Source organism: Arthrobacter sp. MMS24-T111 (assembly GCF_054888995.1).
In genome coordinates, this window is sequence record NZ_JBTZRO010000001.1 from 654103 (window position 1) to 674763 (window position 20661).

The 20661-nt window shown below is 66.7% G+C and carries 14 protein-coding genes and 2 pseudogenes; 14 read left to right on the top strand and 2 right to left on the bottom strand.

Features of this window, described 5'->3' with window-relative positions; translation table 11 throughout:
* From ACX5I6_RS02985 to ACX5I6_RS03020, 8 genes and pseudogenes are all read left to right on the top strand, one after another.
* Positions 1 to 963, top strand: coding sequence for a carbohydrate ABC transporter permease (locus tag ACX5I6_RS02985; protein WP_285247926.1), 963 nt, complete (start codon positions 1 to 3; stop codon positions 961 to 963).
* A 106-nt stretch (positions 964 to 1069) separates the two neighbouring features.
* Entirely contained in the window at positions 1070 to 1885 is an 816-nt protein-coding gene (locus ACX5I6_RS02990; RefSeq protein ID WP_109045749.1) for a carbohydrate ABC transporter permease, read from the top strand.
* Between the two features lie 6 nt (positions 1886 to 1891).
* Positions 1892 to 2971 (top strand): glycoside hydrolase family 130 protein, encoded by a 1080-nt coding sequence (locus ACX5I6_RS02995; protein ID WP_109045532.1) that lies wholly within the window; start codon positions 1892 to 1894, stop codon positions 2969 to 2971.
* A 1164-nt stretch (positions 2972 to 4135) separates the two neighbouring features.
* Positions 4136 to 5098, top strand: a complete 963-nt coding sequence (locus ACX5I6_RS03000) for a hypothetical protein (protein WP_461839424.1) — start codon at positions 4136 to 4138, stop codon at positions 5096 to 5098.
* 28 nt (positions 5099 to 5126) lie between these two features.
* The gene (locus ACX5I6_RS03005) at positions 5127 to 6197 is read left to right on the top strand and encodes a glycoside hydrolase family 130 protein (protein ID WP_461839425.1); all 1071 of its coding nucleotides are present in this window, start codon (positions 5127 to 5129) and stop codon (positions 6195 to 6197) included.
* 9 nt (positions 6198 to 6206) lie between these two features.
* Entirely contained in the window at positions 6207 to 8810 is a 2604-nt protein-coding gene (locus ACX5I6_RS03010) for a glycoside hydrolase family 2 protein (RefSeq protein ID WP_461839426.1), read from the top strand.
* A gap of 66 nt (positions 8811 to 8876) precedes the next feature.
* Positions 8877 to 10789, top strand: a pseudogene (locus tag ACX5I6_RS03015) (alpha-amylase family glycosyl hydrolase).
* A gap of 37 nt (positions 10790 to 10826) precedes the next feature.
* The gene (locus ACX5I6_RS03020) at positions 10827 to 11681 is read left to right on the top strand and encodes a prephenate dehydratase (RefSeq protein WP_461839427.1); all 855 of its coding nucleotides are present in this window, start codon (positions 10827 to 10829) and stop codon (positions 11679 to 11681) included.
* Here ACX5I6_RS03020 and ACX5I6_RS03025 read toward each other — a convergent pair.
* Positions 11654 to 13582 carry an FAD-binding monooxygenase gene (locus ACX5I6_RS03025; protein ID WP_461841659.1) on the bottom strand — a complete coding sequence of 643 codons (1929 nt, stop codon included), beginning with the start codon at positions 13580 to 13582 and terminating at the stop codon, positions 11654 to 11656. The genes ACX5I6_RS03020 and ACX5I6_RS03025 overlap by 28 nt on opposite strands.
* 230 nt (positions 13583 to 13812) lie before the next feature.
* Here ACX5I6_RS03025 and ACX5I6_RS03030 point away from each other — a divergent pair, with 230 nt between their 5' ends.
* The 6 genes and pseudogenes from ACX5I6_RS03030 (at position 13813) to ACX5I6_RS03055 (ending at position 20172) form a co-directional block, all read left to right on the top strand.
* Positions 13813 to 15276: a fumarylacetoacetate hydrolase family protein gene (locus tag ACX5I6_RS03030; RefSeq protein WP_461841660.1), complete on the top strand. Its 1464-nt coding sequence runs from the start codon at positions 13813 to 13815 to the stop codon at positions 15274 to 15276.
* On the top strand, positions 15269 to 15949 hold the full coding sequence (locus tag ACX5I6_RS03035) for a GntR family transcriptional regulator (RefSeq protein WP_285247933.1): 681 nt from the start codon (positions 15269 to 15271) through the stop codon (positions 15947 to 15949). The genes ACX5I6_RS03030 and ACX5I6_RS03035 overlap by 8 nt, the downstream gene beginning before the upstream one ends.
* Before the next feature lie 21 nt (positions 15950 to 15970).
* Positions 15971 to 17482, top strand: coding sequence for a 5-carboxymethyl-2-hydroxymuconate semialdehyde dehydrogenase (gene hpaE / locus ACX5I6_RS03040; RefSeq protein ID WP_461839428.1), 1512 nt, complete (start codon positions 15971 to 15973; stop codon positions 17480 to 17482).
* Positions 17483 to 17512: 30 nt separating this feature from the next.
* Positions 17513 to 18599 (top strand): annotated as a pseudogene (gene hpaD, locus ACX5I6_RS03045) (3,4-dihydroxyphenylacetate 2,3-dioxygenase).
* A 2-nt stretch (positions 18600 to 18601) separates the two neighbouring features.
* Positions 18602 to 19387 (top strand): 2-oxo-hept-4-ene-1,7-dioate hydratase, encoded by a 786-nt coding sequence (hpaH, locus tag ACX5I6_RS03050; RefSeq protein ID WP_461839429.1) that lies wholly within the window; start codon positions 18602 to 18604, stop codon positions 19385 to 19387.
* On the top strand, positions 19372 to 20172 hold the full coding sequence (locus ACX5I6_RS03055; RefSeq protein WP_285247937.1) for an HpcH/HpaI aldolase family protein: 801 nt from the start codon (positions 19372 to 19374) through the stop codon (positions 20170 to 20172). Before hpaH ends, ACX5I6_RS03055 begins: the two co-directional genes overlap by 16 nt.
* 10 nt (positions 20173 to 20182) lie before the next feature.
* Here ACX5I6_RS03055 and ACX5I6_RS03060 read toward each other — a convergent pair whose 3' ends face one another.
* On the bottom strand, positions 20183 to 20605 hold the full coding sequence (locus tag ACX5I6_RS03060) for a hypothetical protein (RefSeq protein WP_285247938.1): 423 nt from the start codon (positions 20603 to 20605) through the stop codon (positions 20183 to 20185).
* Positions 20606 to 20661 lie beyond the last annotated feature (56 nt).

A 20661-nucleotide genomic window follows, 5' to 3' on the forward strand; every position in this document is an offset into this window, starting at 1 on the left:
ATGTCACTCCGCTCCATCAAAGGCAGCCCGGCTGCGCAGCGGGACACGACGGCGGTCCGGCCGGCGGGCGGTGCCGGGAAGCGCAAGAACTTCCTGGGCCGCCAGCCGCTGGGCCTGCTGTTCAGCGCACCCTACGTGGTGTACGTCCTCGGCGTCCTGGCCTTCCCCCTGGGCTACGCCGTCTGGATCTCCTTCCACCAGTACTTCTTCACCGCCCCCGGCGTGCAAGTGGACCGGCCGTTCGTCGGGCTGGACAACTACATCACCGTCCTTTCGGACCCTGCGGTCCAGCGCTCGTTCGTCAATATCGGCATCTTCCTGGTCATCAACGTCCCGCTCACCGTGGGCTTGTCCCTGGTTCTCGCGAACGCACTGAACCGGGTGCAGAAATTGCGGACCTTCTTCCGGGTCAGCTACTACGTCCCGTACGTGACCGCCAGCGTCGCCGTCGTCGGCGTTTGGCTGTTCCTGTTCCAGCAAGGCGGCCTGGTCAACTCCCTCTTGGGGCCACTGGCACCCAACCCGTCGTGGCTGGTCAACAACTGGCTGGCCATGCCAACGGTGGCCCTGTATGTGACATGGAAGCAGCTGGGATTCTTCATCCTGCTCTACCTTGCGGCGCTGCAAAACATCCCCGATGAGCTGTACGAATCAGCCTCGGTGGACGGCGGGAACAAGTGGGTCCAGTTCTGGAACATCACCGTGCCGGGTGTCCGCTCGGCCTCCGTGCTGGTCACCCTGCTCGCCACCATCACGGGCGCGAACCTCTTCACCGAGCCCTACCTGCTGACCGGCGGCGGCGGACCGGACGGGGCCTCCGCGTCCCCGGTGTTCCTGATGTACCAGAAGGGGATCCTGCAGGGAAGCCCGGACGTCGCCGCCGCCCTGGGCGTCGTGCTGGTGATCGGCGTCCTGCTGATTGCCCTGATCCAGAAGCGCCTCGTCGGCGGAAAGGAGGACTGAGATGTCCCTGGCAAAGCCACTGAAGACCCCGGACGACGGCGGGGTGCGGCCCGTGCGGGTCAGGAAGACCGGCGCGGGGGCCGTGGAAACGCGGCGGCACCTTGGCATGGGCAGCTTCCTGCTCCTCGCCGTCGGCGCGTTCGTCTTCCTGTTCCCCTTCTACTACATGTTCATCGGCTCGCTGCAGACCAACCCGGACACCTCGGTGGGCGGCGCATTCCCCAATCCGGGCAACCTGACCGGGGAAAATTACACCAACATCAACGGCTCCATCAACCTGTTGCAGGGGCTGGCCAACTCAGGCATCTTCACCGGCGGGGTCATCCTCTTCACCGTCATCTTTGGCCTGCTGGTGGGTTACGCACTGGCACAGATGCAGTTCCGCGGCCGCGGCGTCGTCTTCGGAATGATGCTGCTGGTGCAGATGGTTCCGTTCCAGCTCCTGCTGATCCCGCTGTACGTGATGATCGTCCGCGACTACGGCCTGGGCGACAACTACCTGGGGATGATCCTGCCGTTCGCCATCAACTCGACGGCTGTCTTCGTCTTCCGGCAGTACTTCATGCAGCTGCCTTCCACCTTGTTCGAGGCGGCGCGGATCGACGGGGCCAGCGAACTGCGGATCCTCTGGCAGATCGCCATCCCCCTGGTCCGGCCCGCGATCGTCACCGCGGTCCTGCTGACCTTCATTGGCCCCTGGAACGAGTTCCTCTGGCCGTTCCTGGTCACCAAAGACCAGGCGTTGCAGCCGCTGGCGGTCTCACTCGCGAACTACATCTCCAATATCGCCTCCACGGCTGCAAACCCGTTCGGCGCCATTCTCGCCGGCGCGTGCGTCCTCGCGGCACCCGCCGTGGCGCTCTTCATTTTCTTCCAACGCCAATTCATTTCCACCAATATCGGATCAAGCGTAAAGGGCTAATCACCTATGACTTCCTCTTCCCCCACACTGCCCTCCGTTCCGTTCACCCTCACCCGTGCCGGCGTCATCATGACCCCCGAGGCGGGCAACGCATTCGAAGCCGAGGGCGTGCTCAACCCGGCTTCCGGCCGGGGACCCGACGGTGAGCTCTACCTGTTGCCGCGGCTCGTCGCGAAGGGCAACGTCTCCCGGGTCGGAATTGCCCGGATCATCATCGAGGACGGCGTACCCACCGGCGTGGAACGCGAAGGCGTGGTCCTGGCTCCCGACGAAGGCTGGGAACGCGGCACGAACAACGCCGGCACGGAGGATCCCCGGACCACGTGGGTACCCTCGCTGGGCAAGCACCTCATGACCTACGTAGCCTATGGCCCGCTGGGCCCGCGCCTGGCCTTCGCCTGCTCCGGGGACCTGCGCGACTGGACACGCCTGGGGCCGTGCCACTTCGAGTACCAAGCCGATCTCTCCATGGACCTGAACCTTTTCGCGAACAAGGATGCCGTCTTCTTCCCGGAACCGATCAAGGATCCGGACGGCGTCCTTTCCTATGCGATGCTGCACCGCCCCATGTGGGACCTGGGCTGGATCCGGCAAGGGGAAGGGGAACACCTTCCGGCCGGCATCACGGACAACCGACCCGGCATCTGGATCTCCTACGTTCCCGTGGAGGACGTCGAAAAGGACATCCGAAACCTCGTGCACATGGCCAAGCACCGGCCCGTAGCGTACAGCGAGTTCCCGTTTGAGGAACTCAAAATCGGCGGCGGTCCGGCGCCCATCCGCGTCGATGAAGGCTGGCTGCTGATCCACCACGGCGTCTCCGGGAAAATGGAAAAGTCGGCCTTCGACCACCAGCAAAACGTCAACTACACCGCCGCTGCCATGATCCTCGACGCCGATGACCCCTCCAAAGTCATCGCCCGCAGCGACAAGCCGCTCCTGGCTCCGGAAACCCAGGAAGAAACGTCAGGCATCGTGCCCAACGTTGTGTTTCCCACCGCCATCGAGAAAATTGGCGACCAGTTGTTCGTCTTCTACGGCATGGCTGACTCGAAGATCGGCGTCGCCAGGCTGGACCGGGTCTAACCACCACCGCGCCCCCAGGCAATCCCGTCCACCCCGGCTACAGGAGTTAGACATGACCCGTCACGCTGTTAACGCCCGCCTCAAAACCGCTCCCGTGGCCGTCGTCGCGGCCCTGTCCGTGCTCCTGGCCGGGGCAGGGGTTGCCTCTGCCACTGAGCCAGCCCCCGCGCCGGCCCCGGCCGCGGCCTCCCCGGCGCCGCTGACCAATCTGGCCCATCTGGACTTCCTGCTGGACACCGTTCCGCTGAATCCGGTGGAGGGCCACACCACCTACCAGATCGGTGAGCGGCCCGCCGCCAAGGCGCCGTGGACCTACGCCAACAAGAACGCGGACGGAAGTTACAGCCGCGTCGGGGGCGGGACGCTGGACCCGGGGAGCGGGTACTGGAGCCAGGGCGCCTTCAACGCAGACGACATCGCGCGGACGGCGGTGGTCTATCTACGGCATTGGCAGCAGACCGGAGACACCTCGAGCAAGGACCGGGCCTTTGATGTGCTGCGCGAGCTGACGTTCCTGCAGACGTCAAGCGGCCCGAACGCGGGCAACGTGGTGCTCTGGCAGCAGCCGGACGGCTCGCTCACCCCGAGCGCCAAACCGGTGGAACTCCCGGACCCCAGTGATTCGGCCGAGTCATACTGGCTGGCGCGGACAGTGTGGGCGCTCGGCGAAGGGTACGCCGCCTTCAAATCCGCAGACCCGCAGTTTGCCGCGTTCCTGCAGTCCCGGCTGGACCTCGCCGTCGCGTCCCTGAACCGGCAGTCCCTGGCCAAATACGGACAGTACGACGTCGCCGAAGGCGCCAAGGTCCCGGCCTGGCTCATCACCGGCGGAGCAGACGCTTCGGCCGAGGCCGTACTGGGACTTGCGGCATACGCCAAGGCCGCACCCGCCGACGGGGCCGCCACCGCGGCGCTGCGGGAGCTCACCGAGGGCATCGCCGCCATGTCCTCGGGAGCTGCCCGGCAGTGGCCCTATGGCGCGATCCTTCCTTGGAGCCAGTCCAGGACCCTGTGGCACGCCTGGGGCGGCATGGCCCCGGCCGCCGTCGCCACGGCGTCGGCCCAACTGCAGCGGCCGGATCTCCTGGACGCGGCGGTGAAGGACTCCGCCCAGTTCACCCCCAGCTGCTCGCGGCAGGCGGACCCAGCAATGCATGGAGCCCGGTGCCCGGCGAAGCGCAGATCGCCTACGGAGTGGATTCCCGGATCGAGGGGCTCGTGGCGACGGCGGAAGCCGCGGACGCCCCGGGGCTGCTCGACGTTGCAGCGGTGGCAGCCGGTTGGTACTTCGGTGCAAACCGCAGCGGCAAACCCGCCTACAACCCCGCGACCGGAACCGCCATCGACGGCATCGAAACCGACGGCCGCATCAACCCCAATTCCGGGGCCGAATCCACCATTCACACCCTGCTCTCGATGCTTGCCCTGGACGCCGATCCTGCGCTCAAGGCCAAGGCCCTTGGTATCAGCCACACCGTGGGCACCGACGGGCTCACGGTGGCCGAAGCCGAGGCGGGATCGTTCACCAACGGCGGCGTCGTCAAACCTGCGTCCGCGTGGACAGGGGAGGCGAACTGGTCCGGCGGGGCTTACGTAGCCCTCAAAGCCGGAGGAACCCTCACGATTCCCGTCCCGGCAGCGGACCAGGACAGGAACGTTTACCCCATCGTCAACCAACGGCCCGAAGCTGCCGGCACCACATCCTGGACCTCCGGGCGCGCACCGCTCGGCAGCACACCGAACGGCGGCGCCGGCGCACAGGGCATTACCGCGGCGCCCGGCATCCTCTTTCCGTTCTCCCTGGACCGGGTTCTTCCTGCGGGCGCCGGCAGCATCTCGGGGAAGACCGACGGCGACGTTGCGATCGACGGTGTCCTGCTCCAGCCCCAAATTTCCTCGGTGTCCGTATCCGGCCAAGGAGGTGCGTCGACGCTGTACGTCAGCGCGGCACCGAACACCGTGGAACGAAAAGTGGACCTGCCCCAAGGCTTCCACTTAAGCCAGCAGGCGTTTGACGCCGAGGGCCGGCCCGTTCCCCGGGACCCCAACTACAACGGCCAGGACCACTCCGGCCGTGTGACTGTCGCTCCGGGCGGCTTCACCTGGGTGACCCTGGTCCGCAACTAGTCCAGCACTGAAATACAGGAAGAAAGCAATGCAGAAAATCACCACGCAGGCTCTGGCCGACAGCTACCAGGGGGCGCTCACCTTCAGCAACCCCCTGACGGACACCATCTCCACCGACCAGTTTTCCGCCGCCTACCCTGAACATCCCGCCTGGGCCGTGGGTCCGTTCCGCAAAGACGATGCCCTGACCTTCCGGCAGGTCAACGATTGGGAGGACCCCACCGGCATCGGCTGGACCGCGGACTCCATCTTCAACCCCTCCGTCATCGAGCGGGACGGCAAGCTCTACCTGTTCTACCGGGCCTCCCCCCGCAAGGAGTCGGTCTCCAGCCGCATCGGCGTGGCGGTCTACGATCCGGAGGCCGGGTGGCAGGACAACCCGTCCAACCCCGTCATCTACCCCACCCAGGACAACGAAATCCTCGGCTGCGAGGACCCGAAGGTGTACCAGGCCAACGGCCGATACTACATGTTCTACAACGGGATCTGGACCATCGACAGCACCGATCAGATCGACGGCCAGGACCCCGCGGCCTACCCGCTCGGGGAGGTCGGGTGCGATATCAACGTGGCGGTATCCGACGATCTGCTCCACTGGGAGAAGCTTGGCCTGGCCGTACCGCACGAGGTATCCCGGTACTGGGCCAAGGGCGCCGTGATCCCCCGGAACGCCCGCGGCGAAGCCGTGAAGATTGACGGGTCCTACCTGATGTACCTGTCCGAGGGGTGCGGGGGCAAGACCCACGTCGGACGCTCCGACGACCTGGTGAACTGGGCCTTCGAGCCGCAGGAATACCTCGACCTGGGCCCGCTTGGCGGATCACTGCACGAAGTGGCGTGCGCAATCGTGGTGGAGGACGACGGCGCCGGACCCAGGCTGGTCCTGGACTTCTTCTACGGCGATGTCGACGGTCAATTTTCCGCCGCGCAGGCGTTGTACGACCTGGACGCGCCATTCACCCAAAAAGAGGTGCACCGGGGTGGATCGTTGGCCTGGGGCGGCCTCACCCAGTACGCCGGAACATGGATGTTCGCCCAAGGCTGGGACGCCCCGTCCGGGTCCCGGGAGATGTACTTTTACCGGACGTCGACTGAATAGGCCACCCCCATGATCGAATCCACCGAGCTCACCAGCGGATGGACGGTTCGGCCGGCGTCCCCGGCACCCGGCGCCCCGGCCGGAGCCAAGAAGTGGAAGCTGCCGGCAACCGTCCCCTCGGTCGTGCACACGGTTCTGCTGGAGCACGGGCGGATAGCCGACCCCTACGTGGGCCAGAACGAGGAGCTCCAGCACTGGGTGGGACGCAGCGAATGGGAGTACGCCACCACCTTCACGCATGACCCTGCCGATTCCCGGCGGACCGAGCTCGTGTTCGACGGACTGGACACGGTCGCCGTCGTGCGGGTGAATGGACAGGAAGTGGCTCGGACTTTCAACCAGCACCGCAGCTACGTCGTCGACGTGACGGACCGGATCCGGGCCGGCGCCAATGATCTCACCATCACCTTCTTGAACGTGCGCGACTACGCGGAGGGCATCCGGGCGGCGTCCGGGGTACAGCCGAACGGGAACCCGGAGCCGTTCCAGTACGTGCGCAAATCAGCCTGCAACTTCGGCTGGGACTGGGGACCGAACCTGGTCACCGCCGGGCCTTGGCGGCCGGTGAGCATCAGGCGGTACGGTACGGCACGCCTCAACACGGTTCGCCCGTCCATCACAACCACGGCAGCGCAAGAGCCCGACGGCGGCCTGCCGGCCCGAGGCGAAGCCCGCATCGAGGTCGACGTCGAGGTTGCGCGGGCCGCCGGGGCGGCGGCCCGCGAACTAACGCTCACGATTGAGTGCGGCGGGCGGTCCGCATCGGTTCTCCTGCACCCCGGGTCGACGACGGCCCGCGCCGTCGTCGAACTCTCCGACGTGGACTTGTGGTGGCCGCATGACATGGGCGAGCAGCCGCTGTTCCAACTCACGGTGACGTTGCAGGCTGACGGACGCCGCCTGGACGCGTGGTCCAAGAAGATCGGATTCCGCCAGTTCGAGCTGAAAACCGAACCGGACGAGGCCGGAAGCAGCTTTGTCTTCGCCATCAACGGCATCGACATCTTCGTCAAGGGTGCCAACTGGATCCCCGACGACTGCTTCCCCTCCCGCATCACCGAGGACCGGCTGCGCCAACGCCTCACCCAGGCAACGGCCGCGAACATGAACCTGCTCAGGGTCTGGGGTGGCGGCGTCTACGAGTCGGATGCCTTCTATGAGCTCTGCGACAGCCTGGGGCTCCTCGTGTGGCAGGACTTCCTCTTCGCCTGCGCCGGATATCCCGAGGAAGGCCCGCTCTACGACGAGGTGGCCAGGGAGGCGCAGGACAACGTGGTACGCCTCATGCACCACCCAAGCCTGGTGCTCTGGAACGGGAACAATGAGTGCTTCTGGGGCTTCTGGGACTGGAATTGGAAACAGGAACTGGACGGCCGGGGATGGGGCCGGCGTTATTACACGGACCTTTTGCCTGCTGTTGTCGCCGAGCTGGACCCAGCGCGGCCCTACTGGGCCGGCAGCCCATATTCCGGCGATCCGGAGCGGCACCCCAACGACCCGCGGCACGGAAATGTGCACATCTGGGACGTCTGGAACGAGGACGACTACGCGCACTACGCCGACTGGAACCCGCGGTTCGTCTCCGAATTCGGCTATCAGGGTCCGCCCAACTGGTCCACCCTGACCCGGGCTCTGGAACCGGCCGAGCTGGACCTCGACGCCCCCGCCTTCCAACAGCATCAAAAGGCCGAGGACGGCGGGGCCAAGCTCCAGCGTGGGCTGTCAGCGCATCTGCCCATGCCGAGCGATTTCCAGGAATGGCACTTCCTCACCCAGGTCAACCAGGCCCGCGCCATCAAATTCGGCATCGAGCACTTCCGCGCCGGATGGCCCCGGTGTGCCGGCTCCATCGTCTGGCAGCTCAACGACTGCTGGCCGGTGGTCTCCTGGGCCGCCGTCGATGGCGACGGACGGCCAAAACCGCTGTGGTTTGCGATCCGGGAGGCCTACCGGCCGCGTCTTGCGACGGTCCAGCCCCGGGGTGGCTCGCTTGCCCTGGTACTGGTCAACGATTCTGCGCGGGCGTGGGAAGGGACCGTCGGCCTGGAGCTGCTCTCTGCTTGCCCGCCGGCGGCGGCCGACGGCCGGGCCCTGCCCGTCGAGGCGTCGGGTCAATTCGATTTACGTGTCCCACCGCGGGAGACGGTTGAGGTTCCGGTGCCGCTGGAGATGCAGGAAACAGGCCTGCCCTCCACGGCGGTGCTGGCGATCCGGGGCCCGGACATCAGCGGTTCGGGGCGACTGCTGTATTTCTTCGGCGAAGACAAGGACCGGATCACGACGCCGGCCCGGGTCACCGCCCGGTCAATTCGGGTTCCGGACGGCATAGACGTGACGGTCACGGCCCTTACCGTCGTCCGTGACCTCGTCCTTCAAGCAGACCGGCTTGACCCTGCTGCAAGTGTGTCGGATCAGTGTGTGTCGTTGCTGCCCGGCGAGAGCCACACGTTCCGGATTACGACCGCCTGTGCCGATGAAGACCCACCCGCGCTCGAGGCTTGGTGCCGCCACCCCGTCCTGCAAGCGGTAGGCCTGAAGGAGGACGGGATCGGGGCACCGGCCCCGTACTACGGAAGCGGCGCACCAAGACAGTCCGTGCCCGGTCCCGTGTGACGTGGAATACTTCCGTACAGGTGCGCGGCCGGGACGTCCGGCGGAGTTGCGGAAGGGGCCGGTCACATGCAGGAACACGTCAACGAGGACGAAGAAGCGCGCCGGCAGGTGCTGTCCGCGGTGGCACGGGAACGGGAGCTTGGACTGCGCCCGGACCCGGACTTCGACCGGCGGCTCGATGAACACTTCCCCACCCTCCGCAGCCTGTTCCGCTCCCTCTACGGTGCGCGCCGGGACTGGCTGGACCAGCTGGCCGCCCTGGTGGTCCAGAGTGCCCGGTCCTGGCAGGAGCGCTCCCCGGAACTGAAGGCCCTGGACGCCGGCCGCGAACAAGAGCCGGACTGGTTCCAGTCCAACCGCATGCTGGGCGGAGTGTGCTACGTGGACCGCTATGCGGAAAGCCTGGAAGGGGTCCGCGCCCGTATTCCGTATTTCAAGGAGTTGGGCCTCACCTACCTGCACCTCATGCCCTTGTTCCTGGCACCCGAACCGCACTCGGATGGCGGCTACGCGGTGTCGAGCTACCGCCAGGTCAACCCGAAGCTGGGCACCATGGAGCAGCTGCGCGGCCTCGCGGCAGAACTGAAGGCCAACGGGATCAGCCTGGTGGTGGACTTCATCTTCAACCACACCTCGGACGAGCACGAGTGGGCGCGCAAAGCCGCGGCGGGGGATCCGGAGTTCAGCGACTACTACTGGATCTTCCCCGACCGGACCATGCCTGACGCCTTCGAGGCGAATGTGCGCGAGATCTTCCCCGAGAACCACCCGGGGTCCTTTATCCGGATGGATGACGGCCGCTGGGTCTGGGCCACGTTCCACACGTACCAGTGGGACCTGAACTACTCCAATCCCGAGGTATTCCGGGCCATGGCGGGCGAGATGCTGTTCCTGGCCAACCAGGGCGTGGACATCCTGCGCATGGACGCCGTGGCTTTCATCTGGAAGCAGCTGGGCACCCCATGCGAGAACCTGCCCAGGCGCACACGCTGCTGCGGGCCTTCAACGCGGTGTGCCGGCTGGCAGCGCCGTCGCTGCTGTTCAAGTCCGAGGCGATCGTGCACCCGGACGAGGTGGCGCTGTACATCGACCCCGCAGAGTGCCAGCTGTCCTACAACCCGCTGCAAATGGCCCTGATCTGGGAGTCCCTGGCCACCCGGGACGCCTCGCTCCTGGCCCAGGCCCTGGAACGCAGGCACAACATCCCGGACGGCACCGCCTGGGTGAACTATGTCCGCAGCCATGACGACATCGGCTGGACCTTCGCCGACGAGGACGCCGCCGAGCTGGGCATCAACGGCTTCGACCACCGCCGCTTCCTGAACTCCTTCTACGTCAACCGGTTCCCCGGCAGCTTCGCCCGCGGCGTCCCGTTCCAGGACAACCCCAAGACCGGGGACTGCAGGATTTCCGGCACGACGGCGTCCCTGTGCGGGATGGAGGTTGACCCGGCCGAGGCGGTGGAACGGATCCTCCTGGCCCACTCGGTGCCGTTCAGCACCGGCGGCGTGCCGCTGCTGTACCTGGGCGACGAGGTGGGGCAGCTCAACGACTACGCCTACGCCTCCGAACCGGGCCACGGCGAAGACAGCCGCTGGGTGCACCGCCCGCACTTCCCGGCGGAGCAATACGCCCGCCGCCTTGACCCCGCCACACCGGAAGGGGCAATCTACGCAGGCCTCAGGCGGATGATCGAGGTCCGCGCCCGCACTCCCGAACTGGCTGGGACCACGCTGGTGGATTTCGCCACGAACAACCGCTCCGTGCTGGCATACCAGCGGCCCGGTGACGGCGAGGGCCAGGCCACCATCCTGGCGCTCGCCAACTTCAGCGACTCACCCCAGGCGCTGCCCGGGGAAACCTTCGGCGGGTTCTCCCCTGCCGCCGTCGACCTCCTCTCCGAAGCCGCCCTGCACCTGCACGACGGCGTCACGCTCCTCCCCCGGCAATACCTTTGGTTGCGCGTTACGCCGCAGTAATTGGGAGCTGGCGCCGGGGCGTGAAACCATACGGATCATGGCCTCCAAGATTGCGTACCAGGGTGAGCCCGGCGCCAACTCCAATATCGCGTGTCAGCAGATGTTTCCCGATTTCGAAAGCGTGCCGTGCGCCAGCTTCGAGGACGCGTTCGAACTGGTGACCACCGGCGACACCGACCTGGCCATGATCCCCATCGAGAACTCCATCGCTGGCCGGGTGGCGGACATCCACATCCTGCTGCCGCAGTCCAGCCTGCAGATCGTGGGCGAATACTTCCTGCCCATCCACTTCGACCTGCTGGGCATCCCGGGCAGCACTATCGAAGCGGCTACGGAAGTCCACAGCCACATCCATGCCCTGGGCCAGTGCCGGAAGCTGATCCGCGAGCACGGCCTCAAGCCCGTCATCGCCGGCGACACGGCCGGGTCCGCCCGCGAAGTGGCCGAGTGGAACGATCCCCGCAAGCTCTCCCTGGCTCCCCCGCTGGCGGCGCAGATCTACGGCCTTGAAGTCCTGGCCTCGCGCGTGGAGGACGACCCCTCCAACACCACCCGCTTCGTTGTCCTGGCCCGGGAAACGGCGCTTCCGGCCAAGGACGAGCTTCCCGGACCGGCGGTGACCAGCTTCGTGTTCCGCGTCCGCAACGTCCCGTCCGCGCTGTACAAGGCGCTCGGCGGGTTCGCCACCAACGGCGTGAACATGACCCGCCTGGAAAGCTACATGGTGGGCAACGAATTCGCGGCCACCATGTTCATGGCCGACGTCGAAGGCCACCCCGAGGACCTGCCGCTGAAGCTGGCCCTCGAGGAACTGGACTTCTTCACCACCGAGGTTCGGATCCTCGGCGTGTACCCGGCCGCGGACTACCGGGCGGCGGCCGCCACGGCCTGACGCGGTTCCTGCACGGGCGCCGGGCGGTTTAGCAAGGGTCCGAAGAACGCACCCAGCTCGGCCGTTGCGGTGAGCGGCAGGACGTTCGCCACGTACTGGTCGGGACGGACCACCACTACGGCGCCGGCACGGTCGATGCCGCGGGCCTCGAAGATGTCCGCCTTGGGATCCGTAGCGTACACCTTCTCGTAGTCGGTCAGCTTGAAGGGGCCCACCAGCGGCTTGAACACGGCGGGCACGGCATTGATGTCGACGGCGGTGTGCGGCTGCTGGTAGACGACCTTCAGGTCGAACCACGCATCCAGGTCGGCGCCGGCGGGCGTGGCGGCCAGCGGGGACTCGGGCGAGTTCGCGAACCACTCGGCGAGCGTGTCCGTGGCGGAGCCGGTGCCGGGCAGCGCGGGATCGGCGAAAACGTAGATGCGCCACCGTCCGTCCGCTGTGGCGTGGTGGCCCAGGTGGATGGGGTTCGTGTCCCCCACGCGGACCACCGGTGCCGACTTGAAGCGCTTGCCCACGGGGAACCCTGTGGCCAAGTCCTGGTGGTCGGTACCGCCAACAATCAGCGACGGCGCGTACTGGGTCATGAACCCGGCCGGGAACTCGGCGGTCTGGACGTAGAAGTCCTCGAGGTCGGAGGGGTGCTCGAACTCCTCCGGCTTCTTGGCCATCATGGTGGACCATTCCTTATCGAAGTCGATGAGGTTCTTGGCCACCACCTGGCGCTCCGCCGAGTAGGTGGACAGCAGGCTTTCCGGGCTGCGGCCCTCCAGGACGTGCCCCAGCTTCCAGGCGATGTTGAAGCCGTCCTGCATGGAGACGTTCATGCCCTGGCCGGCCTTGGCGCTGTGGGTGTGGCAGGCGTCGCCGGTGATGAATACGCGCGGGGTTCGCATGCCGCGGTCGGCCGGCAGGACGTCGTCGAACCGGTCCGTGAGGCGGTGCCCCACCTCGTACACGCTGTGCCACGCAACGTTCCGCACGTCCAGCGTGTACGGGTGCAGGATGGCGTTTGCCTTGGCGATGATCTCCTCGATGGTGGTGTTCCGGACGGAGTGGTGGCTGTTCGGGTCCACCTCTCCCAGGTCCACGTACATGCGGAAGAGGTGGCCGCCTTCGCGCGGAATGAGCAGGATGCTGCCCTCGGCGCCCTGGATGGCGCATTTGGTCCGGATATCGGGGAAGTCGGTGACGGCGAGGGTGTCCATGACGCCCCAGGCGTGGTTGGCCTGGTCGCCAGCGAGCGTGCAGCCGATCGCCTGGCGGACCTTGCTGCGGGCGCCGTCGGCACCCACGACGTACTTGGCGCGGACTACCCGTTCCTGGCCCTCATTGGGCCCGGAGGTGTGGACCAGCCTCACGGTGACGGGGTAGTCACCTTCGCCGGTGACCTCGAGTCCCTGGAAGTCGTAGCCGTAATCGGGCTTCATCCGGGTGGGCGCGTTGGCCATGTATTCGGCGAAGTAGTCCAGCACACGCGCCTGGTTCACGATCAGGTGCGGGAACTCACTGATGCCCATTTCGTCATCCACGGCCCGGGCGGTGCGGATGATGTTGGCATGGTTGGCGGGGTCCGGCTTCCAGAAGGCCATCTCGGTGATCCGGTACGCCTCGGCAATGATGCGCTCCGCGAACCCGAACGCCTGGAAGGTTTCCACGCTGCGGGCCTGGATTCCGTCCGCCTGCCCGATGGCGAGCCTGCCGGGGCGGCGTTCGATGATGCGGGTGCTCACGTTGGGGAACATGGACAGCTGCGCGGCGGCGAGCATTCCCGCCGGGCCGGTACCCACGATGAGAACGTCCACTTCATCGGGGAGCTCCTCGGGGCGGTTCAGGCCGACGCCGGCCGCCGGCTGGACGCGGGGGTCGCCGGATACGTATCCGTGGTGGTGGAACTGCACGGGATGCCTCACTTCGTTGTGGATGATGATCTCCGCATGTGTTCTATATCAGAACAGGAGATTCGATAATAGAAAATCAGGAGCTTGGTTTCCACTGTACGCCGGATGTGACGGGGGCGACAAGTACCGCCGGGGACGCCGGGGTGCCATCGGAATTCCGGGGGTTGACGGACGCGGCGGCATGCGTGATAGTGATCGTATACGATTTCGTACCTGATGAGGAGAAGGCTTTGGAGCAGGTCAACGGCGACACCCTGGCAGCAGCCCGCAAGGTGGTCGCGGTGCATATCAACTACCCCAGCCGCGCTGCCCAGCGGGGCCGGACACCGGCCCAGCCGTCCTACTTCCTGAAGCCTTCCAGCTCGCTGGCGCTGAGCGGAAGCCCCGTGGAACGCCCGGCCGGTTGCGAACTGCTCGGCTACGAAGGCGAAATTGCGCTCGTCATCGGCAAGGCGGCCCGGCGGGTTGCGATCGAGGACGCCTGGAGCCACGTTGCCGCCGTCACGGCCAGCAACGACCTCGGCGTGTACGACCTCCGCTATGCAGACAAGGGCTCCAACCTCCGGTCCAAGGGCGGCGACGGGTTCACCCCCGTGGGCCCGGCACTGATCCCGGCAGACGCCGTCGACCCTTCCAAACTTCGCATCCGCACGTGGCACAACGGTGAACTGGTCCAGGATGACACCACCGCGGACCTGCTTTTCCCCTTCGCCCGGCTGGTGGCGGACCTGTCCCAGCTGCTCACCCTCGAAGAGGGGGACCTCATCCTTACCGGCACCCCGGCAGGGGCCTCAGTGGCGCAGCCCGGCGACGTCCTGGAGGTTGAGGTGGAGACGATCGACGGCAGCCTGAGCACCGGGCGGCTGGTCACCACGGTAGAGGAAGGCACGACGGCGTTCGCGGACTTTGGTGCCCAGCCCAAGGTGGACGACCTGCAGCGGGAGGAGGCCTACGGGTCCCGTGAAGCTGCAGGGCTCCCTGCTCCTGCCAGCGCCCTCACCCCGGAGCTGAAGGCAAAGCTCGAATCCGTTGCCACCGCCACCCTCTCCTCGCAGCTGCGCAAGCGCGGCCTTGACAATGTCAGCATCGACGGCCTGCAGGGCACACGGCCGGACCGGCGCGTGGTGGGCCTGGCCCGGACCCTGCGCTATGTTCCCAACCGCGAGGACCTCTTCAAGACCCACGGTGGCGGCTTCAACGCCCAAAAGCGCGCCATCGACTCCGTGAACGAGGGCGAGATCCTGGTGATGGAAGCCCGCGGCGAAAAAGGCACCGGCACGGTGGGTGACATCCTGGCCCTGCGCGCCCAGGTCCGCGGCGCCGCGGCGATCATCACCGACGGCGGCGTCCGCGACTACACCGCGGTCGCCGGCCTGGAGATGCCCACCTGGTTCGCCAACCCGCATCCGGCCGTGCTGGGCCGCCGGCACGTTCCCTGGGATACGGACATCACCATCGCCTGCGGCGGCGCCACCGTGCAGCCGGGCGACATCATCGTGGCCGATGCCGACGGCATTCTGGTGATCCCGCCCGCGATCGCCGAAGAACTCGTGGCGGACTGCATCCAGCAGGAAAAGGAAGAAACGTTCATCTTCGAAATGGTCAAGCAGGGCAACAGCGTTGACGGGCTCTACCCGATGAATGCTGAATGGCAGACCAGGTACAGGGCGTGGGAAGGGCAACCCAATGACTGACACGGCCACCGATCTCCCCGCGGCCACTCCCGGCAGCAAGTCCGAGCAGGCCTACCAGGCAGTCAAGGCCCGCATCGTGGAAGGCGCCTACACCCCGGGCTACCGCCTGGTCCTGGGTTCCATTGCCAAGGACCTCGGCGTCAGCGTGGTCCCGGTCCGCGAAGCCATCCGCCGGCTCGAAGCCGAAGGCCTGGTGACGTTCGAACGCAACGTCGGCGCCACCGTGGCTGGGATCGACCCCACCGAATACCTCTACACCATGCAGACCTTGAGCATCGTCGAAGGCGCCGCCACTGCCATGTCCGCCCCGCTGATCGACCCGGCGGCCATTGCCCGGGCCCGCGCCGTGAACCAGGAAATGCGCGAGTGCCTGGACCACTTCGACCCCGTGCGGTTCACCCGGCTCAACCAGGACTTCCACAGCGTCCTGTTCGAGCACTGCCCCAACCCGCACATCCTGGACCTGGTGCACCGCGGCTGGAACCGGCTCGCCTCGCTGCGCTCCTCCACCTTCCGCTTTGTCCCCGGCCGCGCCCGCGATTCCGTCGAGGAACACGAGAACCTGCTGAAGCTCATCGAAACAGGCGCCGACGCAGAACAGATCGAAAAGGCGGCCCGGCTCCACCGCTCCGCCACCCTGGACGCCTACCTCGCCCAGGCCAACAACCCCTGACACCCAGATAGGACTTCAACGATGACGACCTCGGTAGAAACCAGCACGCACTACGTCCCTGAGGACCTGCCCACCCACATCCAGCATTTCATCAACGGGAAGTTCGTGGACTCCGTGGGCGGGGCGACCTTCGATGTCCTGGACCCGGTGTCCAACCGGAATTACGCCACCGCCGCCGCCGGCCAGAAAGAGGACATCGACCTCGCCGTCGCCGCCGCCCGCGAAGCATTCAAGAACGGCCCGTGGCCGAAGATGAAGCCGCGCGAACGCGCCCGCATCCTGAACCGGATCGCCGACGCCGTCGAGGCCCAGGAAGCCCGGCTCGCCGAACTGGAAACGTTCGACACCGGCCTGCCCATCACCCAGGCCAAGGGCCAGGCCCTCCGTGCCGCGGAGAACTTCCGGTTCTTCGCGGACCTGATCGTGGCCCAGTTCGACGACGCCATGAAGGTTCCGGGCTCGCAGATCAACTACGTGAACCGCAAGCCGATCGGCGTGGCCGGCCTCATCACCCCCTGGAACACGCCCTTCATGCTCGAATCGTGGAAGCTGGCCCCGGCCCTGGCCACCGGCAACACCGTGGTCCTCAAACCGGCCGAGTTCACCCCGCTCTCGGCATCCCTGTGGGCCACCATCTTCAAGGACTCCGGCCTGCCGGACGGCGTGTTCAACCTGGTCAACGGCCTGGGCGAAGAAGCCGGCGACGCCCTGGTCAAGCACCCGGACGTCCCGCTGATCTCCTTCACCGGCGAAACCACCACCGGGCAGACCATCTTCCGGAACGCCGCCGCAAACCTCAAGGGGCTTTCCATGGAACTCGGCGGCAAGTCCCCCTGCGTCGTCTTCGCCGACGCCGACCTGGACGCCGCGATCGACTCCGCCCTGTTCGGGGTCTTCTCCCTTAACGGCGAGCGTTGCACGGCCGGGTCCCGCATCCTGGTGGAGCGCGCCATCTACGACGAATTCTGCGAGAAGTATGCCGCCCGGGCCAAGAACATCGTGGTGGGCGATCCGCACGACCCCAAGACCCAGGTGGGCGCCCTGGTCCACCCGGAGCACTACGAGAAGGTGGCCTCCTACGTGGAGATCGGCAAAACCGAGGGCCGGCTCCTGGCCGGCGGCGGCCGCCCCGACCACCTGCCCGAAGGCAACTACATCGCACCCACGGTGTTTGCCGACGTCGCCCCCGACGCCCGGATCTTCCAGGAGGAAATCTTCGGACCCGTCGTGGCCATCACCCCGTTCGAGACCGACGACGAAGCCCTCGCCCTGGCGAACAACACCAAGTACGGGCTCGCCGCCTACATCTGGACCCAGAACCTGACCCGCGCCCACAACTTCTCCCAGAACGTCGAGGCCGGCATGGTGTGGCTGAACAGCCACAACGTCCGCGACCTGCGCACTCCGTTCGGCGGCGTCAAGGCCTCCGGCCTGGGCCACGAGGGCGGCTACCGCTCCATCGACTTCTACACCGACCAGCAGGCCGTGCACATCACCCTCGGCACCGTCCACACCCCCAAATTCGGCGCCTAGCCAGCCCCCTTTCAAAGAAGAGAGACTCCCATGACCAACTTCGTCCCCACCCCCACCGTCCCGGCCCCGGACATCGTCCGCTGCGCCTACATGGAAATCGTGGTCACCGACCTCGCCAGGTCCCGCGAGTTCTACGTGGACGTCCTGGGCCTGCACGTTACCGAGGAAGACGAAAACACCATCTACCTGCGCTCCCTGGAGGAGTTCATCCACCACAACCTGGTGCTCCGCCAAGGCCCCGTCGCCGCCGTCGCCGCGTTCGCGTACCGGGTGAAGTCCCCCGCCGAGGTGGACGCCGCCGAGGCCTACTACCGGGAAGCTCGGCTGCCGGGTGGAACGCCGCAAGGACGGCTTCACCAAGGGCGTGGGCGACTCCGTCCGCGTGGAAGACCCGCTGGGCTTCCCGTACGAGTTCTTCTACGACGTGGAGCACGTGGAACGGCTCACCCAGCGCTACGACCTCTACTCCGCCAACGAGCTGGTCCGCCTGGACCACTTCAACCAGGTCACCCCGGACGTCCCCCGCGGCCGGGCATACCTGGAGGACCTCGGCTTCCGCGTCTCCGAGGACATCAAGGATGCCGACGGCGTCACCTATGCTGCCTGGATGCACCGCAAGCAGACCGTGCACGACACCGCCCTGACCGGCGGCAACGGCCCGCGCATGCACCACGTCGCGTTCGCCACGCACGAGAAGCACAACATCATCCAGATCTGCGACAAGATGGGCGCGCTGCGCATCAGCGACCGGATCGAACGCGGCCCCGGCCGGCACGGCGTGTCCAACGCGTTCTACCTCTACATCCTGGACCCGGACGGCCACCGCATCGAGATCTACACCCAGGACTACTACACCGGCGACCCCGACAACCCCACCATCACCTGGGACGTCCACGACAACCAGCGCCGCGACTGGTGGGGCAACCCCGTGGTCCCGTCCTGGTACACCGAGGCCTCCCTGGTCCTGGACCTTGACGGAAACCCGCAGCCGGTCATCATCCGGGAGGAAAAGTCCGAAATGGCCGTCACCGTGGGCGCGGACGGCTTCTCCTACACCCGCAAGGACGGCTCCCCCGAAGGCGACCGGACCGGTTTCAAGCTCGGAGCGCAGGTCTAGCAATGCTGGAGCCGAAGACGATCGAAGCCATCGCGGACGAGCTGGTGGAGGCCGGCCGGACCCGCACCCCGGTCCCCCGCCTGACCGCCCGGTACCCGGAGATGACCGTGGAGGATTCCTACGCGGTGCAGCAGTTGTGGCGGCGCCGGAATGAGGAGGCCGGCAGGACCCTGGTGGGCCGGAAGATTGGCCTGACGTCCAAGGCCATGCAGGCCGCCACGGGCATCACCGAACCCGACTACGGCGCCATCTTCGATGACATGGTGCTCGACACCGGCTGCTCGGTCGAATGGGACCGGTACACCCACCCGCGGGTGGAAGTGGAGCTCGCGTTCGTGTTGAAGGACGGGCTGAAGGGCCCGGGCGTGACCATCTTCGATGTCCTGAAGGCCACCGACTACGTGGTGCCGGCCCTCGAAATCCTGGATTCCCGGATCGAGATGGAGGGCCGCACCATCGTGGACACCATCGCGGACAACGCCGCCATGGGAGCCATGGTGATCGGCGGGAACCCGGTGAAGCCGGACGCCGTGGACCTCCGCTGGGTCTCCGCCATCCTTTATAAGAACCAGACTGTGGAGGAAACCGGCGTGGCCGCCGGCGTCCTGGACCACCCCGCCAACGGGGTCCACTGGCTGGCCAACAAGATCGCCGCGCACGGGGACTCGCTCAAAGCAGGCGACATCATCCTGGCTGGCTCGTTCACCCGCCCGCTCTGGGTGTACAAGGGCGACACCGTCCACGCCGACTACGGACCCCTGGGGAGTGTGACATGCCGTTTCGAGTAGAAGACACCTTCCGCTCCGCGTTGGCTGATGCCAAGCGCCCACTGGCCGGAATGTGGGTGTGCTCCGGCAGTCCGCTGGTGGCCGAACTCTGCGCCGGGGCCGGCCTGGACTGGCTCCTGGTGGACGCCGAGCACAGCCCCAACGGGCTCGAGTCCATCCTCGCCCAGCTCCAGGCCATCCACGGCTACCCGGTGCACACCATGGTGAGGCCGCCCGTGAACGACACCGTGCTGATCAAGCAGTACCTGGACCTCGGCGTGCAGAACCTCCTGATCCCCATGGTCAATTCGGTAGCGGAAGCGGAGGCTGCCGTGGCTGCCACCCGGTATCCGCCCCAAGGCGTCCGCGGAGTGGGGTCGGCCCTGGCCCGCGCCGCACGGTGGAACCGGGTGCCGGACTACCTCGCCCGGGCCAACGAGACCATCAGCGTCACCGTCCAGATCGAATCCACCGCCGCCGTCGAGGCCGTGGAAGACATCCTCAAAGTCGACGGCGTGGATGCTGTTTTCGTCGGCCCCTCCGACCTCGCCGCCTCCATGGGCCTGCTGGGGCAGCAGGAACACCCCCAGGTGCGTGCCGCCGTCGAACACTGCCTCAAAGCCGCCAAGGCAGCCGGCAAACCCGCCGGCGTCAACGCCTTCAACCCCGACACCGCACAGCACTACCTCGCAAACGGTGCGGACTTCATCCTGGTCGGCGCCGACGTCGCGCTCCTGGCCCGCGGCTCCGAAGCCCTCGCTGCAACGTACATCACGTCCGGCGGCACCACCCCCGCCAGCTACTGACGCGGTGGTATCAGCCGGCGTCGGTACTGCTGACCCCAGCCTCCCCCGCTGGCGCCGCGGTCAGGGTCACGTATGTGCCCTGGGGCCTGACGCCATGTCCGGGAACAGCTCCGGGCAGGGACACGTAGCCGCCCTTGGGCTGCCGCGGCACGTCGGGGCCGGCCGGCAACGTGACGTAGCTGCCCTCGGACTGCGGCGGTACCTCTGAGCCGGGTGGCAGCGTGACGTAGCTGCCTCCTCGGGCAGTGCCGGTAGGTGTTGTTGCGGGCGCTTCGGTGAGCCCGGACTTCAAGGTCATGATGTTCTCCTGCTCGTCTGGGGCATCGACGGCGCCAAGAATCCCAGCACCTGTGCGCCTGTGGCGCAGCAGGGGCGGTGCTGTCCGCTGCTGGGGTTTGACGGGGTCGTATGCCTGGATCCGGGGAGGAGTCACCCGGCGGTCCTTGAGGGCTTCGCCGGCCTGGTCCCGATTCTAGGGCTTAATCTGAC

Excerpts from the sequence above, each read along its gene's own strand:
- ACX5I6_RS02985 (WP_285247926.1), top strand. The coding sequence starts at position 1 with ATGTCACTCCGCTCCATCAAAGGCAGCCCGGCTGCGCAGCGGGACACG.
- ACX5I6_RS02990 (WP_109045749.1), top strand. The coding sequence starts at position 1,070 with ATGGGCAGCTTCCTGCTCCTCGCCGTCGGCGCGTTCGTCTTCCTGTTC.
- ACX5I6_RS02995 (WP_109045532.1), top strand. The coding sequence starts at position 1,892 with ATGACTTCCTCTTCCCCCACACTGCCCTCCGTTCCGTTCACCCTCACC.
- ACX5I6_RS03005 (WP_461839425.1), top strand. The coding sequence starts at position 5,127 with ATGCAGAAAATCACCACGCAGGCTCTGGCCGACAGCTACCAGGGGGCG.
- ACX5I6_RS03010 (WP_461839426.1), top strand. The coding sequence starts at position 6,207 with ATGATCGAATCCACCGAGCTCACCAGCGGATGGACGGTTCGGCCGGCG.
- ACX5I6_RS03020 (WP_461839427.1), top strand. The coding sequence starts at position 10,827 with ATGGCCTCCAAGATTGCGTACCAGGGTGAGCCCGGCGCCAACTCCAAT.
- ACX5I6_RS03035 (WP_285247933.1), top strand. The coding sequence starts at position 15,269 with ATGACTGACACGGCCACCGATCTCCCCGCGGCCACTCCCGGCAGCAAG.
- hpaE (WP_461839428.1), top strand. The coding sequence starts at position 15,971 with ATGACGACCTCGGTAGAAACCAGCACGCACTACGTCCCTGAGGACCTG.
- hpaH (WP_461839429.1), top strand. The coding sequence starts at position 18,602 with ATGCTGGAGCCGAAGACGATCGAAGCCATCGCGGACGAGCTGGTGGAG.
- ACX5I6_RS03055 (WP_285247937.1), top strand. The coding sequence starts at position 19,372 with ATGCCGTTTCGAGTAGAAGACACCTTCCGCTCCGCGTTGGCTGATGCC.